Origin of the sequence: Corynebacterium sp. HMSC28B08, assembly GCF_001806865.1 — a bacterium.
Classification (GTDB): domain Bacteria; phylum Actinomycetota; class Actinomycetes; order Mycobacteriales; family Mycobacteriaceae; genus Corynebacterium; species Corynebacterium auriscanis.
The window spans coordinates 1-23,942 of the sequence record NZ_KV786167.1 but is presented as its reverse complement, the minus strand read 5'-3'; the positions used below and the strand labels follow the sequence as shown (position 1 = coordinate 23,942).

At 59.3% G+C, this 23,942-nt stretch carries 22 protein-coding genes; 7 read left to right on the top strand and 15 right to left on the bottom strand.

Features of this window, described 5'->3' with window-relative positions:
* The first annotated feature begins 231 nt into the window (after nucleotides 1–231).
* Together HMPREF3098_RS05955 and HMPREF3098_RS05950 are read left to right on the top strand one after the other, a co-directional pair.
* Nucleotides 232–1,056: a PspA/IM30 family protein gene (locus HMPREF3098_RS05955; RefSeq protein WP_070434461.1), complete on the top strand. Its 825-nt coding sequence runs from the start codon at nucleotides 232–234 to the stop codon at nucleotides 1,054–1,056.
* A 202-nt stretch (nucleotides 1,057–1,258) separates the two neighbouring features.
* A complete protein-coding gene (locus HMPREF3098_RS05950; protein WP_210385946.1) occupies nucleotides 1,259–2,761 on the top strand; it encodes an MFS transporter in 1,503 nt (500 codons plus the stop codon).
* 1,014 nt (nucleotides 2,762–3,775) lie between these two features.
* On the opposite strand, the gene HMPREF3098_RS05940 is transcribed toward HMPREF3098_RS05950, so the two are convergent.
* From HMPREF3098_RS05940 to HMPREF3098_RS05925, 4 genes are all read right to left on the bottom strand, one after another.
* Nucleotides 3,776–4,690, bottom strand: a complete 915-nt coding sequence (locus HMPREF3098_RS05940) for a prolipoprotein diacylglyceryl transferase (RefSeq protein WP_070434381.1) — start codon at nucleotides 4,688–4,690, stop codon at nucleotides 3,776–3,778.
* A 378-nt stretch (nucleotides 4,691–5,068) separates the two neighbouring features.
* Entirely contained in the window at nucleotides 5,069–5,827 is a 759-nt protein-coding gene (locus HMPREF3098_RS05935) for a decaprenylphospho-beta-D-erythro-pentofuranosid-2-ulose 2-reductase (RefSeq protein WP_070434380.1), read from the bottom strand.
* Between the two features lie 96 nt (nucleotides 5,828–5,923).
* Nucleotides 5,924–7,336 carry a decaprenylphosphoryl-beta-D-ribose oxidase gene (locus HMPREF3098_RS05930; protein ID WP_070434379.1) on the bottom strand — a complete coding sequence of 471 codons (1,413 nt, stop codon included), beginning with the start codon at nucleotides 7,334–7,336 and terminating at the stop codon, nucleotides 5,924–5,926.
* 125 nt (nucleotides 7,337–7,461) lie between these two features.
* On the bottom strand, nucleotides 7,462–7,755 hold the full coding sequence (locus HMPREF3098_RS05925; RefSeq protein ID WP_052095206.1) for a hypothetical protein: 294 nt from the start codon (nucleotides 7,753–7,755) through the stop codon (nucleotides 7,462–7,464).
* Nucleotides 7,756–7,827: 72 nt separating this feature from the next.
* Between HMPREF3098_RS05925 and HMPREF3098_RS11300 the strand changes: the two genes are divergently transcribed.
* The 4 genes from HMPREF3098_RS11300 (at nucleotide 7,828) to HMPREF3098_RS05905 (ending at nucleotide 11,816) form a co-directional block, all read left to right on the top strand.
* Nucleotides 7,828–8,877: a RodZ family helix-turn-helix domain-containing protein gene (locus HMPREF3098_RS11300; protein WP_141739685.1), complete on the top strand. Its 1,050-nt coding sequence runs from the start codon at nucleotides 7,828–7,830 to the stop codon at nucleotides 8,875–8,877.
* A gap of 5 nt (nucleotides 8,878–8,882) precedes the next feature.
* Entirely contained in the window at nucleotides 8,883–10,211 is a 1,329-nt protein-coding gene (locus HMPREF3098_RS05915; RefSeq protein ID WP_070434377.1) for a hypothetical protein, read from the top strand.
* Between the two features lie 196 nt (nucleotides 10,212–10,407).
* Complete coding sequence (locus tag HMPREF3098_RS12070) at nucleotides 10,408–11,328, top strand: GtrA family protein (RefSeq protein ID WP_371440960.1); 921 nt, start codon at nucleotides 10,408–10,410, stop codon at nucleotides 11,326–11,328.
* Nucleotides 11,328–11,816 carry a GtrA family protein gene (locus HMPREF3098_RS05905; RefSeq protein WP_070434376.1) on the top strand — a complete coding sequence of 163 codons (489 nt, stop codon included), beginning with the start codon at nucleotides 11,328–11,330 and terminating at the stop codon, nucleotides 11,814–11,816. Before HMPREF3098_RS12070 ends, HMPREF3098_RS05905 begins: the two co-directional genes overlap by 1 nt.
* Before the next feature lie 8 nt (nucleotides 11,817–11,824).
* Here HMPREF3098_RS05905 and HMPREF3098_RS05900 read toward each other — a convergent pair whose 3' ends face one another.
* The 4 genes from HMPREF3098_RS05900 to HMPREF3098_RS05885 form a co-directional block, all read right to left on the bottom strand.
* Entirely contained in the window at nucleotides 11,825–12,799 is a 975-nt protein-coding gene (locus HMPREF3098_RS05900) for a galactofuranosyltransferase GlfT1 (protein ID WP_035116075.1), read from the bottom strand.
* A gap of 144 nt (nucleotides 12,800–12,943) precedes the next feature.
* On the bottom strand, nucleotides 12,944–14,692 hold the full coding sequence (locus tag HMPREF3098_RS05895; RefSeq protein ID WP_070434375.1) for a long-chain-fatty-acid--CoA ligase: 1,749 nt from the start codon (nucleotides 14,690–14,692) through the stop codon (nucleotides 12,944–12,946).
* Between the two features lie 25 nt (nucleotides 14,693–14,717).
* A complete protein-coding gene (locus HMPREF3098_RS05890) occupies nucleotides 14,718–15,506 on the bottom strand; it encodes a galactan export ABC transporter ATP-binding subunit Wzt/RfbE (protein ID WP_035116072.1) in 789 nt (262 codons plus the stop codon).
* 16 nt (nucleotides 15,507–15,522) lie between these two features.
* Complete coding sequence (locus HMPREF3098_RS05885) at nucleotides 15,523–16,434, bottom strand: galactan export ABC transporter permease subunit Wzm/RfbD (RefSeq protein ID WP_070434374.1); 912 nt, start codon at nucleotides 16,432–16,434, stop codon at nucleotides 15,523–15,525.
* Nucleotides 16,435–16,753: 319 nt separating this feature from the next.
* Here HMPREF3098_RS05885 and HMPREF3098_RS05880 point away from each other — a divergent pair, with 319 nt between their 5' ends.
* Entirely contained in the window at nucleotides 16,754–18,070 is a 1,317-nt protein-coding gene (locus HMPREF3098_RS05880) for an aminotransferase class V-fold PLP-dependent enzyme (protein ID WP_168155997.1), read from the top strand.
* 17 nt (nucleotides 18,071–18,087) lie between these two features.
* Here HMPREF3098_RS05880 and HMPREF3098_RS05875 read toward each other — a convergent pair whose 3' ends face one another.
* The 7 genes from HMPREF3098_RS05875 to HMPREF3098_RS05840 form a co-directional block, all read right to left on the bottom strand.
* On the bottom strand, nucleotides 18,088–19,179 hold the full coding sequence (locus HMPREF3098_RS05875; protein ID WP_083284182.1) for an NAD(P)H-quinone oxidoreductase: 1,092 nt from the start codon (nucleotides 19,177–19,179) through the stop codon (nucleotides 18,088–18,090).
* Nucleotides 19,180–19,615: 436 nt separating this feature from the next.
* On the bottom strand, nucleotides 19,616–20,545 hold the full coding sequence (locus HMPREF3098_RS05870) for a hypothetical protein (RefSeq protein ID WP_070434373.1): 930 nt from the start codon (nucleotides 20,543–20,545) through the stop codon (nucleotides 19,616–19,618).
* A gap of 35 nt (nucleotides 20,546–20,580) precedes the next feature.
* Nucleotides 20,581–20,871, bottom strand: a complete 291-nt coding sequence (locus HMPREF3098_RS05865; RefSeq protein WP_070434372.1) for a hypothetical protein — start codon at nucleotides 20,869–20,871, stop codon at nucleotides 20,581–20,583.
* Nucleotides 20,872–21,270: 399 nt separating this feature from the next.
* Entirely contained in the window at nucleotides 21,271–21,498 is a 228-nt protein-coding gene (locus HMPREF3098_RS05855; protein ID WP_070434370.1) for a hypothetical protein, read from the bottom strand.
* On the bottom strand, nucleotides 21,489–21,875 hold the full coding sequence (locus tag HMPREF3098_RS05850; protein WP_070434369.1) for a hypothetical protein: 387 nt from the start codon (nucleotides 21,873–21,875) through the stop codon (nucleotides 21,489–21,491). Before HMPREF3098_RS05850 ends, HMPREF3098_RS05855 begins: the two co-directional genes overlap by 10 nt.
* A 152-nt stretch (nucleotides 21,876–22,027) precedes the next feature.
* Nucleotides 22,028–22,231: a helix-turn-helix domain-containing protein gene (locus tag HMPREF3098_RS05845; protein WP_070434368.1), complete on the bottom strand. Its 204-nt coding sequence runs from the start codon at nucleotides 22,229–22,231 to the stop codon at nucleotides 22,028–22,030.
* Nucleotides 22,232–22,307: 76 nt separating this feature from the next.
* A complete protein-coding gene (locus tag HMPREF3098_RS05840) occupies nucleotides 22,308–23,618 on the bottom strand; it encodes a DUF3631 domain-containing protein (protein ID WP_168155996.1) in 1,311 nt (436 codons plus the stop codon).
* Nucleotides 23,619–23,942: the final 324 nt, after the last annotated feature.

Here is a 23,942-nt window from a genome sequence, read left to right as displayed (position 1 = left end):
TTTCCGTTGAGCGGCACAGCCCGGGGTCGCTGGGTTGGGGTCAGGTGGGCTGCGCGTGCGTAAGGCCCGCACGACGGCGGCAATCGCCGTACCATAGACGTCAGTAGTGTTTGGCCCCGAGACAAATTGGGTCCTTATGCCCTGTTTATCGGGCGTGGGGACAACACAATGTGGCCAGAACGAAACGCAAACACCGCCGAATTGACCGCACAACTACTGGGAGTGATCCTCATGGCTAATCCGTTTTCCAAAGGTTGGAAGTATCTGATGCAATCGATGGATACAAAGATTGAAGAAAACGCGGATCCCCATGTGCAGATTCAGCAGGCCACGGAGGCTTCTAAGCGGCAACATCAGGAGATTACTGAGCGGGCAGCTGCCGTCATTGGTAACCGCAACCAGCTGGAGATGAAGCTTCATCGCCTGCAGCAAGATATTGCGAAGTTGCAGGATAACGCGCGCATGGCTCTGCAGCAGGCGGATAAGGCTGCGGGTGAAGGTAACCAGGCTAAAGCGCAGGAGTTGAATAACACCGCGGAGGTCTTCGCTTCCCAGCTGGTTTCCGTGGAGCAGCAGTTCGAGGAGACCAAGCAGCTGCACGCGGGTGCCGTGGAAGCCGCGAAGCAGGCAGAACAGCAGCAGAAACAATCCGCTGCGCGCTTGGAAGAGCAGCTTGCCCAGATCAACCAGCTGCGTAGCCAGGCAGATCAGGCGAAGATGCAGGAAATGACGTCCCGTTCTATGCAAGAAATGCAGGGAATCCAAGCTGATGACAGCGTTCCAACGCTCGATGGTGTGCGCGAGAAGATCGAACAGCGCTACGCCAATGCCCTGGGATCTCAGGAGCTTGTTGAAGGTTCTGTTCAGGGGCGGATGCAGGAAATTTCCGCAGCTGGCCACGACGTGAAGGCAACCTCGCGCCTTGACCAGATTCGTGCGGAGCTGGGCGCTGGCAAGTCTGACACGAAGGATTCTGCGAACCGGCAGTTGAGCGCGGGTGGGAACAACGAACTCACGGAGGGGCGGGACGGCAAAGAACAGGACGCCGGCGACTAGGCCCAGGACGGCTACTGGCAAGGGAGTCGAACGCCCGTGGCGCTGCCGAAGACCAGCGGCTCGGGCTGGCCACAGCTAGGACAGCCTTGGGGCTGGGCGCGAGGCGGCGTGTTCGCAGCACTTCCAGTATTAGGGTCGCATCCATAGCTAAGCTATCCTTGTTCTCTTTCCTAGTTTCCTTTCCAATTGAACGGCTTAGTATATGACTACCGCCCCGAAAACTAACTCCACGCTCCTCATCGGCGTGCTGGTCGCCGCTGCTTTTGTGGTAATTCTCAACGAGACCACCTTGGCGGTCGCACTGCCTGCGCTCATGAGCACCTTCGAGGTCAGCGCGGACACCGCGCAATGGTTGACCTCGTCATTTATGTTGACCATGGCCACTGTCATCCCCATGACGGGCTACATCATGCAGCGCTTCACGTTGCGCGCTATCTACATCGCCGCGCTCGTCGCTTTTCTGGCGGGCACGGTCCTAGCCACATTCGCGCCGATCTTCCCCATCCTTCTTGTGGCCCGCATCATTCAGGCCACGGGAACTGCTCTGGTCATCCCGTTATTGATGACAACCATCATGCGCCTCATCCCCGTCGAACGTCGCGGTTCCGTCCTCGGTTACGTCACCGTCGTCATCGCGGTGGCCCCGGCATTGGGCCCCACCTTCTCGGGCATCGTTTTGCAAACACTTAGCTGGCGGTGGATCTTTGGCCTCATGATTCCGTTGGTGCTGGTGGCGCTGGGCGTCGGTGTGGCTTTGGTGAAAAACTTCGAAGAGCCAACCAAGCCCTACCTGGATGTGCCGTCGGTGCTGTTGGCGGCGCTGGGCTTTTCGGCCACGTTGTATGGATTGGCGGGGTTTTCCCAGCTCGCGGAGGGGCTGCCGGTCGGTCGGTTACTTTGGTTGCTGTTGGGTTTGGTGGGGCTGTTTTTCTTTTTCCGACGCCAAGCGCTCCTCGGCCGCGAATTCCGCAACCAGGAATCGTCCCGGGAACCGCTTCTTAATCTGGAACCGCTGGGTGTGCGGGAGTACACGGTCAGCATGACGATGATGTTGTTCAGCTTCTTCATGCTTTTTGGTTTCATTATCCTCATGCCGATCTTCGCGCAGCAGGTCCTAGGATTGTCCCAGGTCGCGACCGGTCTGGTGACTTTGCCGGGCGGCTTGTTGATGGGGTTGATGGGGCCCATGGTGGGGCGGTTATACGATTCGAAGGGGGCTCGGCCGCTCATCATTCCGGGGTCTTTCCTGTTGGCGGTTTCCCTGCTGGGGCTGGCGCTGTTCCGGCAAACGCATGCGTTGTTCGGGTGGATCAGCGATGACCATCTGAGCTACCAAGTGCAGCTGATTGTCCTGTCCCTGGTGCTGCACTTGGGGCTGGCGCTGCTGTTCACACCGCTGATGTCTAACGCGCTGGCGGCTGTGCGTGACGAGATCGCCTCGCACGGGCAGGCTATCCTCAACACGTTGCAGCAGGTGGCGGGCGGTGCGGGTACCGCGGTTTTCATTGCGCTGATGACTGTGGGGGCGGGCGTGGCGGCGAAGTCTGATCCGGGGAAGCCCGCCGCGGACGTGCTGGAAAGTGGCATCCATATTGCGTTTATGGTGGCCGCGGTGGCTTCCGTTGTGCTGTTCGTTTTCACGTTGATAGTGCGGATTGATGTGCGGCACCATGAGCCGCACACGGTTAGTCACGGGGCGGAATAGCGGGGTGACGCGGCGGGGCGGTGTGGCTGTGTGGCTGAGCGGTTGGGTGTGGCTGGGTTACGGGTTGGAATAGCGGGGTGACGCGGCGGGGCGCCACACTGTTCTGGTTTGGCCGGGGTTGGGTGGTGTGGCACCACCGTTGCACCAGGATCCTTCGTGGCAACGCTCTTTTTCTTGGATTCCGGACTCCTTTTAAACCCCTGCGCAGTGGGGCCCGGAATCGGCCTCCACTTCGCACCGGACTGGGCGCTGACTCCTCCGGCGCGGCTTCACGCCGCGCCGTGGAACAGGAGCCCGCCGGAGGCGGGCCTCCTTTTCTTTTTAGATCAACGGTTTCATCTGTACGTGAAGTCCACTTGGGGCCACTTTTCCATCACTTCGTTTGCTCCACTTCTTGCTCCTGGTTCCGGCGCTTCCGTGCACCTCGATCTTGCGCTGGGGCGGGCCGTACTGTGATGATCTGCCGCGGCGGGCCGGTTCTGTGACGGTGTGTTGTGGCGGGTGTTTTGGTCGTTTCATTCTGCTTTTCGCGCATGGGGGCGACTGGGGTGGCCTTGGGGAGGTGTGCATGTCGATGTTGCAGAATGAGATGTGCGGTTGGGGTGTGTTTCGTTCTGCTTATTCGGCATGTGTTCGTGAAGCAGAGTGAGATGCGCGTTGTGGCGGGTTTTTCGGTCGTTTCATTCTGCTTCGCTGACTTTGAGGTGGGGGCGGCGGGTGTTTTGGTCGTTTCATTCTGCTTTTCGCACATGGGGGCGCATGAGGTGGCCTTGGGGAAGTGTGCATGTCGATGTTGCAGAATGAGATGTGCGTTTCGGGGTGTGCTTTGGTCGTTTCATTCTGCTTCGCTGACCTTGAGGTGGGGGCGGCGCGTGTTTCGGTCGTTTCGTTCTGCTTTTCGCGCCTGGGCGACCTTCATCCCATCCCCGCTCCCATCCCCACCCCACCTTCATCCCCCGGCCTCGCCCCTCCTTCGGGCGGATAAGTTGCTTGGTGCCAGCATCACACCTTGCACTACTTGGCGTTGCGCTCCGCGGTGACGGTGAAGCCGTTATCGTGCAGTGCTTGCGCGATTTCCTTGAGAGCATCCGCATCTGCCTGCTGGTCGAAGGACTCGGCCAAGGAGATGAAAGCGGTCTTATCATCCACAAAGTTCACTTCTACCAGGTCGTGCCCGGCCTTCGTCTCCTGCTCCTCAATCACGCGTTCGGCGGCAGCCTTGGCGTCGCCCGAGACAGGCTTGGTATCAGTTGCGGGAACTGTGACCTTGTCAGCATCCTTGGCGCCTTCGGTGTTCGCTGCGCCTGCCGTACCGCCGCCGTTCGCCGCGCCTTGGGCACCCGCGCGCTCAGCTCCTTCAGGCTTGTCGGCGCCGTCCGTACCTAGCGCAGAATCTTCATCCGCGTCCTCACTTGGAGCGGTACTCGTCGCAGCATCGGGCTTCTTGGCTTGTCCGGTCGCGTCCGCAGCATCGGCCTCACCCTCACTTGGGGCGGTGCTCGTCGCAGCATCGGCCTCACCCTTACCCGCGGAAGGCTCGGGAGTGACGGTGGACTCGCCCGAACTCAACAGCTCCGATGCCGAACCCGCCAACTGCTCGAGATCTTGGGGCAGCTCTGCACCTTCAGCGGAGCCCGCCGCCTCACTATCGCCTGGCAGCAAACCGGGGAGGTACGCCAGCAGGTCCGCGATGGAGCCCACAACCTCGTTCGGCTCGCCGGGCTTCTTCGTTTCGCCGGGTTTCTTGGTCTTTCCTGGCTCTTCCTTTCCTGGCTCTTCAGCATCGGTCGTTGCAGCCGGTTCGTCGGCGGTGGCTGGCGCATTTTGCGCGGCAGGGGCCGGCGTTGGAGCTGCGGTGGCTACCCCGTTCAGGCTGGCGGCGGACAGGCCCGTGATTACTGCGGTGGCGACAGTGCGACGGATCTTCATGCTTTTCAAAACCTTTCTTCGTGAGTGCGGCTCGTCGTTGTCCTGTTGAACAACGTTTGGCTACAGTAAGTCGCCTTTTCTTTACGACGCCACCCCGTCCAGCACTTTCCGAGTACCCTATGGGGCGCCGGTGAAGTTCTAATACGGTTCCGGACAGTTTCCCCCAAGGTCGCGAAAACCCGCAGTTGGGAAAGAAACTGCGGGTCAGTGTGGGTGAGCTAGGAAGTTGTGTGCACCGGGCACCGAGCGCATCAGCTACTGCGCGTGGCCGAGCTCCGCGTGCTCGGGGATCCGCGCCAGCATGATCGAACGGGTTGGATGAGTTGCTGCGCGTGGCCGAGCTGCGCGTGCCTGGGGATCCGCGCCAGCGCGGGCGGGTTAGATCGGCAGCTTGCGCAAAATCGGCAGTGGCAGGTGCTTGAGCACCAGCATGATCGGGCGGAATAGTGGGTGAACCCAGATGACCGTCTTGCGGTTATCCACTCCCTTGGCAATCGCGCGTGCGACGGCTTCCTTGTCCACGGTCAGCGGGGCGTCGTCCAAATCCTTGGTCATGTTGGTACGGGCCTGACCCGGCCGCACGGTCAGAACTCGCACGCCGGTATCGCGAAGGGCCTCGCCCAGCATGCGGTAGAAGCCATCCAGCCCGGCCTTCGCGGAGCCGTAGACGAAGTTGGAGCGGCGAACCATCTCACCCGCGACGGAGGAGAACGCCACGATTTGGCCGTGGCCTTGCTTCTTCATGTGCTCGGCAAGCAGCACGCCCACGCTGACGGCACCGGTGTAGTTGACCTGCACGGCCTGCACAGCCAACTTTTGGTTCTGCCACTGCTGCTCGTTATCACCCAGCAGGCCGAATGCCACGATGGCGATGTCGATGTCGCCATCGGCCCAGATTTTGTCGAACACGGCGGGGTGGGAGTCGAAGTCGAGGGCATCGAACTCTACCGTGGTGACCTCGGAGGCGCCGGCGGTGTTCATGCGCTGTTTAGCTTGGGCGAGGTCTTCGCCACCACGGGCGGCGAGCACGACGCGGGCGGAACCGCGGGTGAGGAATTCCTCGACAACGGCTAGGCCCATATCCGAGGCGCCGCCGAGTAGCAGGATGCTTTGGGGTTTGCCCACTGCGTCGATCATGGTTGAGGTTCTCCTTTGAGATGTAATTACGAGCGTGCGAAAGAAATTCGAGTATTGAATACGAGCGTGCGAAAAAGCTCTAAGAGCCCCAGCGCCCTAGAGCTCCAAGCGGCGCGACATATCGGAGGCGAACACACCGGTGGGGTCGATGTTGCGACGGGTTTCCAACCAACCGGGCAAGCCCGGGTACATCTTGTGGAAGTTCTCCGCGGACGTGCGGGATTCCTTTGCCAAGTACAACCGGCCACCGAATTCCATCACGCGGCGGTCCAAGTCATCCAAGAATTTGCCCAAGCCCGGCTTAATGGGGAAGTCCACACACACGTTCCAACCCGGCATCGGGTAGCTCAGCGGCGCGCGGTTTCCTTCGCCGAACAGCTTGAACACGTTCAGTGCAGAGTAGTGACCCGACTTTTGAATATCGCGGATGATCTGCTTGAACGGCTCCACAGCCTCGGTAGGAACCACGAACTGGTACTGCAAGAAGCCCTTGGATCCGTAGCCACGGTTCCATTCACCGATCAAATCGAGTGGTTGGTAGAACTGGGTGAGGTTTTGCACCTGGTTGCGGTATTCACCGGACTTCAACCACCACAGTTCGCCAATCGCAACCATCGACAGTTTGTTCATGGTGAAGTTCGGGAAGATGTCCGGCACCGTCATCAACTGCGGTGCGTTGAACTTCAGGGGGTTTTTCGCCAGCTTTGGGGACAGTTCCTTCAGCTGATCCAGAGTGGCCAGGGAACCGCGAGAAATCGCGGCACGGCCGAGCTTCGGCGCAGGGGAAATCGCATCGAACCACGCGGAGGAGTATGTGTAATTGTGCTCGGACCCATCGGAGTGAAATTCGATGGTCTCGTCCAACGTGTGGGTCATATCGCCATCGGCGATGAAGTACGCGGTCTCCGTGCGCGTCATGTTGATCTGCGCGCGCAGGACGATGCCGGTCAGGCCCATGCCGCCCACGGTGGCCCAGAACAGCTCACCATTGGGATCATCTGGGCTGCCCTCGGGCTCGAGGTGAAGCACGCGACCGTCGGCAACCAGCAGCTCCATGGACTTTACGTGGTTACCGAAAGAACCCGCGGAGTGGTGGTTTTTGCCGTGAATATCCGGCCCAATCGCACCACCGATCGTCACTTGGCGCGTACCTGGCAACACGGGAACCCACAAGCCGTAGGGCAGCGCGGCCTTCATCAACTGGTCTAGGGTGACGCCCGCATCGACATCGACCACGGCCGTGTCTGGGTCAATGTTGTGGATCTTATTGAGGGCCTGCATGTCGATGACAAGACCGCCACCGTTCATCGCGGGATCGCCATAGCTGCGGCCCATGCCACGCGCGATCACACCACGTTGCAGGTGGGAAGGCTTATCCGCGTTTGAATCCGCGACTTGCGCGACCGCTTTGGCAATCACGTCGATATCCGGGGTGGATAGAACTTCCGCGGTGGAAGGCGCGGTGCGCCCCCAACCGGTGAGGGTCTTCGTGCTGGTCTGCAAAGTCATGGTTTCCACTTTAGTAGGCGGGCCGGACATCGCGGGGGAGGCGAGCCGGGGCCCAAACCCTTGGACAGCTGATCCGGGGAACCAGTACAGCTGATCCGGCGGCTCAGTACAGCTGATCTGGGGGCCTAGTACAGCTCCATAATGTCGCGGATTTCCCCGGGAAGCTCCTCCACGCTGGTGATTTCCGGCCCGTTGTATTCCCGCAGAATATCGTTGACGCGCTGGCGGCTGGTGCTATCAAGAATTGGGAGTTCCTGCGCCATCAGGCGGGTCATGAATTCGTTGAGCGGCAAGGTAGTGCGGTGGGAGGCTTCGTATGAGGAGTTTTGCCCCACCCCGCCCACTTGTACGGGCTCGGCGCGTTGGTCTTGTTCTTCCTGGCTGCGCTGTTTCTTGGAGAAAATGTCGAAGATCGCCATGTCAATCAACGATAGTCTGCGGGCCCGCCGCTTCCTGGTATCGACAAGATGCTGCCTGAGGTGCTGTATGAAATGTCAATCAACGATAGCCTGCGGGCCGTCACTCTGTCTGACCCACTGACTACGATGGCAGACATGTCCCAACAACAGGCAGATTCACGGGAAACCAAAGCCGAAACCACTGACACGGCAGGCAATTCCAGCACCAACACTGCAGGCAGTCCAGCCACCGACGCGGCAAGCACCCGGGCAACTGATGAAGCGGGCACCCGGGCAACTGACGAAGCGGGCACTTCGGCCACCGACACTCCAGCCACCGTCGCCGAGGCTACCGCTGATGCCGCGGACTACACGCAGTCCGAATCAGTGGAGGCACCAGCGCCCAATGGGCCGAGGTATGACCCGATAATGGTCGTGGCGGCGTCGGGTGAAAAGGAAACCAGTGGTGGAGGACAGTTGGACCTCGCGCACGCCACCGTGGCCGTGTGGCAGGTGGAGACCGACCCGGCCGTGCAGCGCGGCGATTTTTCGGGTGCTTGGGTGGTCACGCCGGAGGGGATCACGGGTTTTGCGGCGCAGGCGGAGTGGATCGCGGACCGCGAGGATCCTCTGGCGATGCTGCGCACCCTGCTGCGTTTTCCGGTGCTGTTGGCGCCGGGCACACCGCGGGCGCCGTTCCAGAAGTTGCTGGGCCAGGATGTTTTGTTGATTGATACCGACGCCACCACGGCCGCAACCCATCAAGAGTTTGAGCAGGCGCGGAAGGATTTCGCGCAGGAGGCGCCCGGCAAGCGCCAACCGGCGTGGGGTGAGGTGCCTGAACTCTCAAAGTTCATCGCGGCGGCGGGGCAGGGGGATGCGGCCGAGACTCCAGCCGCTGATGCTGATGCCGCCCAGCCCGCCACGACCCAGCCCGCCACGACCCAGGACCCCACGACCCAGCCCGCCACGACCCAGGACCCCAACCCAGAGCTTCCCCCAGTCGTCCGGGATGCCCTCGCCACCGCCCGTGGCCTGCGCGAATGGCTGATCCTATGGAATGCGTTCGATAAGCTGCGGGCGCGTCGGCTGGGGCAGGCGAATCCGTTGCACAGCGAACCCAAGGGCGCGCCATTACGCTAAGTGCCATGGTTGCAACGAATGTGCATGGGGCAGAGGGGAGTAGGCGGTTTTCGGCCGGCTCTTCCACTCAATCTGCGCGCATCGTTGCCTTCCCGGGAGTGCGTTCGGTCGCGGATGCGCCGTCCCACCTGTCGCAATCCTCGGTCTCGGCTGCCGTCCAGGGTGCGGAGGAAAATCTGTTGGCCGTTGTTGAATACGCCCAGCGCGGGGTGGGGTATTTTTCGCGTTTGATCAGCGTGACCAGCACTGCCAGTGTGGCCGAGCTTGCCGAAGCTATCCTGGTGAGCTTCCAATGGCCCTCCACCGTGGATGCCCTGGTGCCCACCAAGCCTTTGGTCACCAACTGGTCGTTGCGGGCGCGCCGGGATGGGGTGTTGCGAGTGTACTCTCGCACGGCGCATTCCCCTGGCACGGAGATCGGGGAAGCCCTCGCGGTCGGATCGGGCGCGGTTTTGAAGGTCGGGGATGCCGCATTCACGTTCACCGTGGCCAGCTCCGTGCCCCGGGGCGTGCCCATCCCCGCTGCGGGGGAATCGGTTGACGAATGGCCCAGCTACGCGGGCTTTTTTGATTCCGACGCCACCTCGGACCACCCCGATGCGCTGCTGTTGGGGGCGGATTTTATCCCCGATGAGGAGGCCGAGGGGGTGGAGCTCGCCCCAGTGTCCACCGAACAAGTGGGCTACCCCGCGAAGGACGTGGACATTGAATGTGTGAATGTGGAGTTAGCCGGTGAAGATCCGGTGGAAAACGTGCTGGCGAACCTTAAGCCCGAATTGGCGCAGTTGCTCAAGAAGTATCAGTTGTTTCAATTTATTCCGCTGCTACAGGCACTGGATTTGGATCGCCCGGCGATCGTGGATGAGCAGGTGGCGGAATACCTTGCGGACCTGCCTGTGGAGAAATCCCCGAAGGCCCGAGCCGCGGCGTGGGCGCGGATCATAGCGCTGTCGACGTTGGGCTCCGAAGATGTCGTGGCGGAAACCAGCGAGTCGTTCATGATAGCGCTGGCGCGTGCGAAGGAACGTCGGAAGGCGGAGTCCAAGTCTGCGGGGGCGCGCGGTTCGGCAGATATTTACGCGGTCAGAGCTAGCGGCAAGGAGGAGTCCGCTTACGGGGAGCGGGGGTATCTCTCGGACGATGAAATCCAATCGTTGGCGCGCCCCACGATCAAGATCCTGGCCACGGCGGGCGCGGATTCGTGGGGCCCGACTGCTTCAGCCGACAGTGCGATAAACGGCGAGGTTGATCCGAATGAGGCCTGTGCACTTTTGGTGCCACGGCGCTCTATCGTGGAGCGGTTGGAAATGTACCGCTACATTCTGCAGCGCTAAAAAGCGCGAATCTGTCACACTTCCTCAACTGTGACGAAACCGTGTTGGATTAGTGGGCCTCAATCCAACATTCCCCAGGTAGAGAACTCGATTCTTTGAATCTGGGGCGCGTCCGTTATTGATTCTGACTGCGCCGGCGTAATCTAGTCAGTCGACCAACTTCGATTACTAAACCCCAGCCCGGCGAAGGAAAACAGTGCGACCGACTACGGAGGACGCGAACGTGGAGGAGCGTGGCGTCGGTATGAAAAAAGATGCTACCGCGACCGCAACGCAGATCAGCGTGGCCGAACATGGAACCACGGCGCAGACCGGTACCGCCGAACCTGCGCGCGGGGGCAAGCGCAAACTGTTTGGCCAATTCATGCAATTCGGTATCGTGGGCGCCAGCGGGTTCGTCGTCAACCAGGCAGTGTTTGTGGTGGCACGCAAGCTGTTCGATGGGGCGTGGCACATCGGGGTGGAGGATCCGTTTGTAAACCTGCTGGGTTCGCAGTTCCACATGCGCTGGTACCACGTGTTTAGTGTGATTGCGTTCGTGATTGCCAACATTTGGAACTTCATGCTGAACCGGCGCTGGACGTTCAAGGACTCGAAGAAACGTGCGTGGTGGAAGCAGTTGCCACAATTCATGGCGGTGGGTGTTTTCGGCCTGTTGATCACGCTGGCGGTAGCCACCTTGGTGATTAACGTGGAGTCTCCCTTGGCGCTGCCGCGCGACATCTTCGATTCCTCATCGGGATTGCGAACTCCTTCGTACTGGGGCAACTTCATCGGCGTGATGGTTGCTGTGCCTGCGAACTTCCTCTTCAACAAGCTTTGGACGTTCCGTGGCTCCAATAGGAGCGAACCGGAGAAGATCGTCCGCACCATAGAACCTCGGGTCACTGACGGAGCCTTATTACATGGGGCTGCATCGGGCGGGGCGGAAACGACCGGTGCTGACACGACCGATGTTGGGACGACCGGGACTGCCACGACCGGTGCTGCGGTAGACGGCGCCGCAACCGATAGCGCCGCATCGGGCGGAAACGTAGCAAACGAAACTCCAGCACACGGTGGCAACGCTGCGCTCAGCAACCGGGAACCTCAGACCAACCAGAAAGGCCAGGCCTAATGGCAGATAACCTCACTGCGGCTGAGCGGAAGAGTCTCGCTACCCAGAAAATCTGGGAATCCTCCCTGTTCCGCTTCATCTTGGTCGGTGGATTTTCTGCGATTGTGGACTTGGGATCTACCCTGTTTTTCCGCTTCGCATTCGGGATGTCCGATAACCTCTCGAAGACCATTGGCTTCATCCTCGGCACGCTCACTGCGTATCTCATTAACCGCCGGTGGACCTTCAATGCCGCCCCATCAAAGCGGCGCTTTGTGATCACCATGATCACTTATGGGTTGACGTACCTGGTGCAGATCGGCCTGTACAAGGTTGGCATCCCGTGGTTGGAGGGCTTTGGCCTCAACGAATTCTGGGTGCGCGTATTCAGTTTCGTCATTGCCCAGGGTGCGGCCACGATCCTGAATTTCCTCATCCAGCGCTTTATTATTTTCCGCGTGCGTGAGGAAGAAATGGACGAGGTCACGGGCGAGCGACCAGTGGTTTAGCTCAGCCACTACTTCCCCGGCCGCCGGAACTGCTCCCTCCGTCCCATCGCGTGCAGCTTCAACCACTCGCGGAAGCCCTTCACATCCCGCTTCTGCACCAGGAAGAACCACGCAAATCGCGCATACTCCTGCGGCAGCAGCTTGCGCATCCCCGGCTGGCTCATCACGTACCCACGGTTGCGATAGGTAAAGAACCGCTTGAACTCGTTATCCGGGTACTGCGTATGCATCTTCCCGCCCAGGATCGGTTTGAACTCCTCAGACCCATCCGGATGCACATACGACGTGCGTAAACAGGTGCCGAACTTCAACCCGGATCGCACTAAGCGCCGGTGGTACTCCACCTCGTCACCACGAATAAACAGGCGATAGTCCGGCACGCCGATGACTTCCATCGCGGTGGCACTAATCAGCGCGCCGTTGAACAAGCTCGCGATCCCTGGCAGGAAATCGCCTTCGAGTTCATCGAGGCGGCGTCGCCACACCAAACCCTGACGCAGTGGAAACGCCAAGCGGCCCGGATCGTCAATGTTGCATACGACCGGCGAGATTTCATCCAGCCCCTCACGCTCCGCCACCTGCTGAAGAGTGGCCAGGACGTGGGGATCGGCGGGGCGGCCATCGTCGTCGGCGCACCAGATTGCATCCGCGCCCAGCGCCAGGGCGGTCAAAAACCCGTATGCGAAACCACCTGCGCCGCCTAAGTTCGTGTGCGACGGCAGGTACACTCCGCGCTCGCCGCACACGTCCTCGACCAGCGCTTTCACCCGTTGATCGGCGCCGTTATCTACAACCACAATGTGCTGGAGCTGCGGCGTGCGGGGGTTTTCTTCTCTTCCCGACGCCCCCCGCTGCTCCCCATCATTGCCCCCAGCAGGCAACGCGCGCTGCCCAGCGACCATTTTCAAGGAGGCTTCCAACAGCTCGACCCGGTTGTGGGTCACGATGACAGCGACGATGGAATCAGTACGGCTCAATGACATGGTTATTAGTGTGCCATAGCGGTCCGGTGCACAAGCTGTGGCGCTGCTGGTGCGGTTGCGTGTCTGCTTTTGCTGCCCGCCACTGTCGCCTATTGCTGCCACCCGCCTCTAGCGGCTTATGGCACGCCCGCCGCCGCGCGGGGCTTACTTGTCCGCTTGGCTCTGCACCAGGTCTCGCACCTCACGCCGGCGAATTTTGCCCATCTGATCCGCGGGGAGCTCGTCGAAGGCATAGTACGCCCGTGGGACTTTGTAACTGGTCAAGCGCTCCTTGGCGAAGGCGCGGAAGCCTTCCATATCCACTTTGGCCCCATCGGCCAGGACTAGGGCCGCCGTCACAGTTTCGCTGCCGTCGGTTCGCGGCAAGCCAACCACGCAGGCCTTTTCGATATCTGGGTGTTGTTCCAGAACTTCTTCTACCTCGGCAGGGTACACATTAAATCCGCCGGTGATGATCATTTCTTTGATTCGGGATGCGATGCGTACGTATCCATCGGATTCCATTACGGCCATGTCGCCGGTGCGGAACCATTCGCCCTCAAAGGACTCAGCGGTGGCATCGGGGCGGTTCAAGTAGCCCTTGAATACTTGTGGTCCGCGTGCCAGCAGTTCTCCGGCCTCGCCATCCGGCTGCGTTTCGGCTGGATTATCCGGGTTGGCGATACGCACCTCGGTGCTGGGGAATGGTACGCCGATGTAGCCTTCGCGCCCCTTGCCTACGGGATTACCCAAGATGATGGGGCTGGTTTCCGTCAGGCCGTAGCCTTCCACAATCGCGCCGCCGGTCAGGTCCTCCCAGCGCCGCACAGTCGCGGCGGGTAGGGCGGAGGCGCCGGAGAAGGAATTACGGATGCCCTTGAGGGATACGCCCTTTTCCTCGGCGGTATCCATGATCTTTTCGTACAAGGTCGGGACACCTGGCAGCCACGTGGGGTGATGCTTCTTGACCGCCTGCATCACTAACGGCATCTCCGGTGCCGGCAACAGCACCAGTTCAGACCCGGTGTAAGGCGCCAGCGTGATGTTCATGGTCAGCCCGTATGCGTGGAAAATCGGCAGCGCGGCCAGCATCACCTCCGGTTTTGCTCCCTTACCCAGATCCGGGACCCAGGCCACGCCCATAACCAAGTTTGAAACTAGGTTGGCATGGCTGAGCACAGCGCCCTTGGGTTTACCGGTGGTGCCAGAGGTATATAGCACGAGGGCGGGCTCTTGGGCGTCGATAGAAACGGGTGCAAACGACTTCGCGCGGCGCCGGCCACTAGCTAGGAATTCCTCCCAGGACGTCGCCGTGGGCGCGGGGTTCGTGAGCTTTTCGCGGGCGGCTTTCAGCGGCCCAATCGGCAGTTTCAGTGCCATGCGCTTCAGCTTCGGCATCGCCAGCAGCATGTCCACGGCCACCACCTTTTCCAACGGGGTGGTCTGTTTCAGCTTTTCCATCGTTGGATTGATCTTGTTCCAGACGATTGCCACGCGAGCTGCGTGATCGTTGAAGGGGTGTTCCAGCTCTGCCGCGGTGTACAGCGGGTTGTGTAAAACGGGCACAGCACCGATGGAGAGGATCGCATAGAAAGCCACCAGTGCCTGAGGACAGTTCGGCAGCAGGATCGCCACGTGCTCGCCACGCTTCACACCAAGCTTCAGCAGCGCCCCGGCAGCCTTTTTTACCTCGACGCCATACTCCTCGTAGGACGTTGATTTGCCGAAAAAGTTAAATGCCCGGCGGTCGCCGAAGTCGGAGACTGCATTCCAGAAGACTTCTACTAACGTTTCGCCACGGTCATTGAGACCGTCAATGGTGGGGGCAGTGCCCTCGGTGTAATGCTGCAACCACACTTTAGAGTTGAAGGCCTGTGATGCAGTTGGTTCGGATGGGTTCTGTGCGCTTTTCATCACGATCGACTGTACGCCGTGTGGGCTAGGCGCGCCCGAGCTCCTGGAGCACCCGGCGCACGTGTTCCCCCGCATCGGGGCCTTCGTAGGCTTCTACCACATCTGCTACCGGGCCGGCCTGCAGAATTTCACCGTGGTTGATCCATAGTGCGCTGTTGCACAACTGCGCGAGGAACTCGTTGGAGTGAGAAGCGAAAACCAGGATGCCGGAGCGTTCCACCATTTCCGTGAGCTTCTTACGGGCCTTGGCCATGAAGGCCGCGTCCACGGCACCGATGCCCTCGTCCAGCAGCAGGATCTCCGGATCGATGCTAGTGACCACACCGAGCGCCAAACGGATGCGCATACCCGTGGAATAAGTGCGCAGGGGCATGGACAGGTATTCACCCAACTCGCTGAACTCGGCGATTTCGTCCATCTTGCGGTGCATGGCTTTGCGTGTTTGGCCTAGGAACAACCCGCGGATCACGATGTTCTCGTACCCACTGATCTCCGGGTCCATGCCCACGCCGAGGTCGAAAACGGGTGCCACTCGCCCGCGCACCACAGCGGAGCCACGAGTGGGCTCGTAGATTCCAGAGAGCAGGCGCAGCAGCGTGGATTTACCGGCGCCATTATGCCCGACCAAACCCACGCGGTCGCCTTCCTCCAAGTGCAGGTTCACGTCTTTCAGAGCCTCCACCATGACGGTGTTGGAGGCATTGCGCCCAATAGCGCCACCCGCCGCCCCCAGGAACGTCTGCTTCATGGACCGCGATCGTGCGTCGAAGATGGGGAAATCCACGCAGGCGCCGTAGGTATCAATGCTGACCATCGTTGAAGTCCTTTCCTTAAACCCAGTACGCCACGCGGAAGCGCCATTGGCGCATCACCAGCAAGGTTGCGATGAGTCCAACAGCTGTAAAGCCCAGCACAACCCACCAGCTGTATGCTGCCACGGGTTCATGGATCATCGGCCCACGGACAATTTCTAGGTAGTGGTACAGCGGGTTAATCTCGGCAATCTTGGCGCGTTCTGCGACAGCCCCGCCCTGCTCCTTGAGGGTGGCGGTGGTCCACACGATGGGCGTCATATAGAAAGCCAGCTGAACCAGTGATTCCAGCAACGGTGCCACATCGCGGAAGCGAGTGGCGATAATGCCGAAGAACATGGACACCCAAATACCGTTAACAACCAGCAAGAACATGGCCGGGATTGTCAGCAAGACGTTCCACCCTACCGGGATGCGGAAGATTGCCAGCAAGGCCAGCCAGATCACCAAGTTGTGGCACATGAACAGGAATTGCTTCCACACTAGCCGGTATACGTGCACCGACAGGGCCGAGGGCAGTTGTTTGATGAGGCCTTCATTATCGATGAAGACTTCTGCGCCTTCTTTAATGCAGCCGGCGATGAAGCTCCACAGAATCAGTCCCACCGCCACGTGGGGCAAGAAACGCGCCAAGTCTTGTTGGAATAGCAGGGAATACAGCAACCCCAGTGCCACCGCCATGACTGCGGTTGCGATGGTGATCCACAGTGGGCCCAGGGTCGAGCGACGGTAGCGCTGCTTGATGTCCTGCCAACCCAGCGCCAACCATAGTTCGCGTTGGGTGAATCCCCGAGCCAGGTCGCGCCACGCGGCGCGGAGCGTTTGGGACTTGGACGCGGGGATGTTGTGCGACTCGGTGGCGGCAGTCATGCGCTGTATATCCGCGTGCAGTGCCGCGCTGGAAGATTGCGACTGGGGGTTAACCGTCATCTACTTAACCAGTGCCTTATCTAATCGTCGTCAAATCGTCTTAAAAACACGCGCGTATGTGCGGTGGCTATTCAATGGGTATCCCATCATTACTAGTGCATTTAATGTACTCGCGACCGCTGGCATTGTTTAACAGCCCACGCCGTTCGGTGGGCCGTCCCGCGTGCTCGCTATCACCTGCCCCGGGCGCCCACCCCTCACTCCTCGAGCATCGGTGCTGGTAGAGGCGCACATCAAATTCACACAATCGACCCGTAAGATAAGGCTCGCTAATATCAGTCACATCATAAGGCGAGAGCTTTCACGAAAGGTGCTACCTGTGTTTGATACTCCGCGAGTTCGCGGGCTCTATTCCTCCCTTGCGGACGGTTGGATCTACCTTAACGCCCAGGATTTCCCGCAGATCCCGGAGCGAGTGTCGGCCGCCGCTGCTCGCAGCTTCCGCATTGCTCCTTTGCTGGAGACACAGGAGGCCGGTGCGGGGCAGCACTCTCGCCAACCGAAGTTGGGCCGTCGGGTTGGGGAATCTTTTATCGACGCCGCGCGCACCGCCATTGCCGACCTCACCGGGGCTCGGAAGGAATGTGTGATTGTGGGTGCCTCGCGGGCCAGCTTGTTAGATAACTTGGCCACCGCGTTGTCCCGTCGGCTGCGGTTGGGTGAGGAAGTGGTGCTGTCTCGCATTGACGATCCCGCGAACATTAGCCCATGGAAGCGCGCCGCCGATCTGTACGGTGCCAAGGTGCGCTGGGCGGAAGCTGATTTGGGCACCGGGGCTTTACCGGCCTGGCAGTTCACGGAGTTGATCGGTGCGCAGACAACCGTGGTAGCGCTTTCGGCCGCTAATCGCTTGGTGGGTACCGTGACCAACGTGCATGCCATTGCGGAAACGGTGCGGGCGAAGAGCAATGCGCTACTGGTCGTGGATGTGAATTCTTACGCTCCCTACCGTCCTGTTGTGCTGGACGAGTTGGGGGCGGATGTCGTGGCGCTAGATGTATGCAGTTTGGGCGGGCCCGGTGTGGGTGCTTTGGTTTTTCGGGATAGGCAGACGTTGCGTAGCCTGGTGCCACACTTCAAGGCTAAGGATGTGGTGCATGGGCCTTCCCTGGAGGAAGCCCGTGAAGTTCTAGAAATCGGTGGGGTTTCTGAGGGCTTGTTGGGGGCTGTGCCCGAGGCCGTGGATCATTTGGCCGCACTGGATGATGGGGTGCGAGGAACACGGCGGCGTCGGATAAGAGGCGGCCTACCGCAGCTCAGCGCGCATTTGAACGGACTGGCGCGCCGGGCGGTAGAGGGGCTGCAATCCCTTGGCACTGTGCATGTGATCGGTGTGGATGGCGATGTGGTCAACGACGAGGGGGAACACGGCGCGCACGGATCGTTTGACGCGGTGGATCGTGTGCCACGTTTCGCGTTTATGGTTGACGGGGTGCCGGCACCGGTGGTGGAAGAGCGACTTTTGGCCAGCGGAATCGTCACCGGCGTGGTAAGTCCGGGGGAGTCCGAGCTGTTCAGCCGGATGGGAGTGTTCGAAGACGCCACGCTGGGTGGTGCTGTGGTGGTGGGCCTAGCGCCGCACAACACAATCCATGATGTGGATCACTTGGTGCGCGCGGTGGCGAGCTTGCGGTAGCGGGACGAGCGCAGGTCTTACCCCACTTCCAGCACAATCTTGCCGGTGACCTCCCCGTTGAGTAGCGCCTTGTGCGCCTCGGCAGCTTTTTCCACGGGCATTGTGCGATCGATGTGGTGGGTGATTGTGCCGTTTGCCAGGAGGGGCCAGATATCGCGTTGCGTACCGGCGACGATGCGGGCTTTATCTGGGATATCGCGGTAGCGCAGACCGGTGGCGTGGATGCTGCCGCGTTTGCTGAGCAGGCGGCCAATGTTCAGTTCACCCTTCACACCGCCTTGCATGCCGATGATCACGAGGCGCCCGTCCTTGGCTAGCGCCTTGACGTTGCTGTCGAGGTACTTTGCACCGATGATGTCGAGGATAATGTCTGCCCCGCCGAGTGGCTTGAGCTCCTCGGCGAAGTCCTGCTCTTTGTAGTTGATCAAGGTGGTAGCTCCGTAGCGCTTGCAGACGTCCAGTTTTGCCTGGCTGCCTGCTGTTACGGCAACGTCCGCACCGATGGCGGTGGCATATTGGGTGGCGAATGTGCCGATGCCACCACCGCCGCCGTGCAGCAGAACGCGATCGCCGGCCTTCATGCCGGCCACATCGGTGAGGTTCGACCATACGGTGCAGGCAACTTCGATGATGCTGGCGGCTTCGGCCAAGCTAAAGCCGTCGGGGATGGGCAATAGTTGGCCGTGGGGGACCACAACGTGCGTGGCGTAACCGCCGCCGCTGAGGAGCGCAGCCACGTGTTCGCCTTTTTCCCACGGGGTGCCATCGGGTTTGGTCGCGCCGTTCGGATCCTCGATCACACCGGTGACCTCTAGGCCCATCACGTCGGTGACTCCCTGTGGTGGTGGGTAGTGGCCTTGCGCTTGCAGGGTATCGGCGCGGTTCACGCCGGCGAAGCGCACGCGCACCAGTGCTTCGCCGGTGGCTGGCTGGGGCTTATCGATTGCTTTCCATTCCAAGGACGCCGCCTCGTCCGGATTCGTCTGCACGATCCCGAGGGCCTGGGTGCCGCCGGCGGCGCTATTCGTGGGGGGATTCGTGCCGCCGCTGTTGCCGGAACCGGGGTTGCTGTTGGGGTTGAGATTGGGGTTCGCGTTTGAAGGGTTCATGGCGCCCACCCTAGCAACGTGGCTGGGTGGGAGGCACGAAGTGCGAATTTGGCGGAAGTAGAGGGGTTTAGCCAAAACCAACAACACCGCAGGTCACAGCCACCAAAACCACACCAAACCAAAAATAGTCCACAAAAAGTCCACACCAACCACACAAAAACACCCAGGGGGGGGGTAAGGTGAAACCAGCCCAGCCGAAGCCCCCGAAGGCAAAGGCGCTACCCCTCTGTACAGGTCTGGGTTTTTTATTCCTCATGCGTGTGTGTCGTCTTTTGGTGGCCTGTGAGCCCGTCTGAGCGCCTGTTACTGCCCCCTGTAAGGTTCTATACATGGGGACAGTTCAGGCCTTGAGAGGGGCTTAGCGGTCTGCCAGCAAATTAAATTGTGACAAACCGCAGGTCAGGGCATGTTTTTGCCCTGTTCCCGGTGGGTGTTTTTACCGCCCGGGTACTTTTATTGTCTTGAGGACAGGCCTTTCCCCCGTGTCTATTACGGGTTCGAGAATTCCCTCGTCGCGGCGCTGGGTGGGTGCGTGTGCCGCTTGTTTGATTTGCCCCACGCGGTCGTACCAGTGGAAACGCTGCAGTAGCGTGTCGGTGTCTAGCGCTGGGGATAGTTTCACGCCGGGGTATTCGCCTTGCGCTAGTTTGATCAGCGTCAGTGAGGGGTTGGAGTTGCCGTTATCGCCGATTTCTTTTAGTAGATTGTGGTATCGCTGTTCCTTGTCTTGTGAGGTGATGGTTTTTTTACCATGCACTACCGCGTAGGTTAGGGTTTCCGGTTCGTCGAACTCGGCGTACACGGACATGAATATGTGGTTGCTCATACCGCGCCCGATTGCTGGGAGTGATCGGCCGGGCACTAGGCGGCGTAGTGTTGCGAGTTTCTTACCTGTCTCCACGAGGGCCTGTAGTTGTTTCACGTCGCGCGCTAGCGCGGTGTTCATGTCGTAGGCATCGCTGCCTAGCGCGTTAGCGGCTTTGGTGAACGCGTCAACGGTTTTTTGGATCGGTAGCTGGTTTACCCGGTGCGCGTAGTTGTACAGCTTTCGCGGTTCTGCGCGCTCCGCAGTCGCTAGCTCCGCGCGGCGTTGGTGGAGGTGGTTAGCTACAGCGTTGGAGGTCATGTTGTGGCTTACCGCTTCTCGTAGCTGGTTCGCTAGGTCTTCCCCCTCCGCTGTGTCTAGGATGTGTTCAATGTCGATCGTTTCCGCAACGTGGCCGATTGCCCCTGTTAGCGCTTCGATCCGGGTTGTGAGGTGTGTGTGTTCTTCGGTTGGGGATAGTTCCACACCCCACACGTCCGTGAATATGGTGTCTGGGTTGAGGTTGTGGATTCCATTGTGGAAGTCGATAGGGTTGTTCATGTGTTTGTTCTCCTTGTTTCGGTGTTCAGGTTGTTTTAGCGACGGCCTGGGTGTTCGGTTGCAATGAGAGCGTTCGCCCATTCTTCGACGTGTGCGCGGTCTTCACTTGGGTTGAAGGCGTTACGCTTACCGCGCCCCATTAGTTCTTCGGCCCATTCTTTAGCCCGCCGTTTCCGGTTGTTCTTTTCCGCTTCGCGGGCGGTTTTCTCGGCTTGTTTCCGTAGTTTTTCTTCGTGTTCTTTGCCGTGGTCTTCGAGGATTTTCTTTGCTTCTTCTGGGGTCATTTCTGGTTCGTCAATGAGGTCGCTTGGGAATCCTGTGGTCATGTTTTGTTCTCCTTAGATTGTTGGTTTTAGGTAGTCTTGGATAACGTCTGCGAGTTCTTTCGCTTGCTCTTTGTTGAGAATTGCGAAACCGGATTTCGGCACTTTGAGGAAAACCCCGCCGGGTTCTTTCTCTGATGGTTCTACGCGGACTGTTGGTGTTCGCGGCTTAACCGTTTTCTGTCGGTTAAGTTTGATAATCGTTGTGTGCATGTTTTCACCCCCTTTTTTTTCTTTGGGAACTCCCTGTGAGCCATTCTCAGGCTTTGTGTGCTCTTGGGTAGGCTTATTGGTCGCCTAACCCGTTTCCGCCCGTCAGGTGGGCTTCTGGCGCGTTTTATGGTGCGCATCACCACGCGCGAGCACCCGCCACCCTGTAAACACCCCCAAAACCCGGTAGAGTCACCTGCCGTCCATCCCCTCCACTAGGTCTACAAGCGTGTTAGCCAGTTCAATCGCCGTACTTTCGCTCAAAAGCTGCATAGGCGCTGATGCCATGAAAATAAAGCCTGGCTCGTTCGCTAGCTTTAGAGTGATCCTCCGGCTTTCGCCGTTCAAAGATGAGGATTCAATTTTCGTCCAGTGGTTATCCTTTAATTGGTTCATGGCTTCTTTTTCTGTCACATCCATTCGGTGATGCTGTAAATGCCGTCAATATCGGACAACCATTCTTCCGTCGCTTCGATATAGGGGGTGCTATCCCGGGATGTTTTAACAAAAAACCCATCGTCAATAAATCCGCGCGTGGTTTTCACAATCAATTCCCCGCGATAGTCACGGAGAACAACAAGGTCTTCGTTCCCCTCTTCGTCTGCTGGGGTGAGTTCTGCGGTTAACCCGGTCACCTGGTCGAACGCTTCGTAGAAGTTCATGCCGCCCATTGCGAGCTGCGCGATCTCCACCCGCTGGTCATGGGTGAACTTTTTCCCGAGTTCGTTTTCGATCTGCTGGAAAGACCCAAGGTGTGCGGTGATGTAGTCGGAAGTGGTGTTGACGTTGTTGTTCATTAGTCAGCGCCCCTTTTTGTGGTCTTGTTTGGTGGGCATTGTTGTTTGTCCTTTTCTTTGTTGTCGCATGAGTAAACCCCGCCGCGTTTCCGTGGTTCGACGGGGTAGGTGAGGCAGATTTCCGTCCTGCCTCACTCGTTGGGGTTGGGAGCCTAGCCCGCGCGCCTCACTGCGTTGGTGGGTGTCAGAATCTGGTCGAGGTCGCTTTTTTTAATGCGGATCATCCGCCCTCGGGTGTTCCGGTAGGCCGTGAGTTGCTGCGCGGCGATCCACCTGCGGATAGTTTTCTCAGACACGCTGAGGTAGTGGGCTGCATCTTTCACTTCGAGGTAGCGATCTGCGGGTGCTTTGTTCATGGTTGCTTTTCCTTTGATCGTTGTTTTTGCGCGTAGAGAATCCCCAGGGCGTTGTGCCGTGGGGATAGGGTGCGCGCTAGTTGCGCGTGTAGAGCTTGTGGTTTGGCGTGGTGACGCACTTAGATTCAGCGAGGCGCTCTAAGGCTTCGTGTACCTCGTGTTCGTTTTGGTCGATCTGTGTCGCCAGCTCTCGGTAGTTGATCGCATCGCCGGGGGTCATTTTGGCGAGGATTTCCAGATCATAGTCACTCGGGACTGTGTTTGTTTCGGGTGCGGTTTCGGGTAGTGTTACATTTTCGCCGTCAACCGCAACACTCTGACCAGCAGTGTTACAGGTGTTTCGGCTGTTTCGGGTATCTGAGATAAGGGGTGCAAGGTGTCGCTCCCAAGCGTCCTTCAACCCCACCTGTCCGCCGCCGTCTTGGGAAGTGGGGAAGATGCTGTAACCTCGCACCGTTTTCAAGCCTTCGCGGCGAACAACAGGCTTCACTGCGAACGGGCGTAGCATCCTGGAAAGGTACGAGGGTGTGATACCGTCGCGGCCTAAGCTCTGCCACTGCCCATCCTCTAGAGCGTTCAGCCCGTCACACAGATCACGGGAACTTATGAACTCCCTACCGTCCATCACTGCGCGGATATCTTCGAGTAGTTGCACACCCTTAGGCAGCTCCTCCATACCCGGCTTGGTCACAAAGTACACACACGCTTCACGGGCGTATGTTCCCCACTTACTCCCAGCCATATCTGCGATAGCTACAAGCGGTGCCCAGATTTCGGCTGGCCTATCCTCAACCCCATTCGGTAGCTCCGGTTCGCATGAGGCGAGGTAGTCCCTTAGTTCATCAGATGCTGACCATTGTTCGAAAAACTCTTTGAACCGTGTCGCCTCGTTTTCTGCGGTGCGTATCTGAAAGGGGGCGATCAGCTCACCCGGTTTCCGTTTCCTCATTTCGACAGTGATAGCGCGGGTTGTGATGGTATCCGGCATGTTCCCGGCGATACCAGCTAACGCTACCGGCGCGTAGGTTCGGAACGTTTTGATCTCGTTGCCGTCACCAACACACCTATCTACCTTTCCGCCTTTCTTGTAGCCGGAATTAACTAAACCTCTTAGCTCTTCCTGTTTCCCGTCCCCCTTTCCGTTAAACATGGCATCGGTTTCATCGAACAGGATCGTTGGTGGTGCCCCGTTGCTGTAGCCTCGTTCGATGCTTCGGAACAGTACCGCTGGGGTAGTGTTCTCCGTTCGCCGGGGCGCGTAGGTCACGTTTTCGAGTAATTCCAACTGCCGTGTTTTCCCGGATTGTGGGGTGGCGCTAGAGAAGATCAGGCGCGGGGTGACATAGAAACTAGTGGCAACCCATGTGTGCGCGGCCCATAGCGTCATGACACGCGCCTCATGGTGTGTGAGGTGCACACTGTAGCGGTTAATCCATGCTGTGAGTTGGTCGAGCGTTTCCGTTAGTGAAGCGTTCGTTGTTCCTCGCGGTTTCGTGATGGTGTTTACTTTGCCCATTGTCCCCCCTGGGTGTTGTCGGTTGTTGGTAGTGGCCTCCATGTGACTAGTGGTTTTGGTGGCCTCGGTGGTGGTTCCTTATCCCGTGTTGCCCCCTCGGGATATGTACGCCGTATTTCGTCACGGTGACGTTTAGGTGTTGTGTGTATTGGGGTTGTGCTACCCGCCTCACGTCCGGTACGGTTGGTAGTCAGT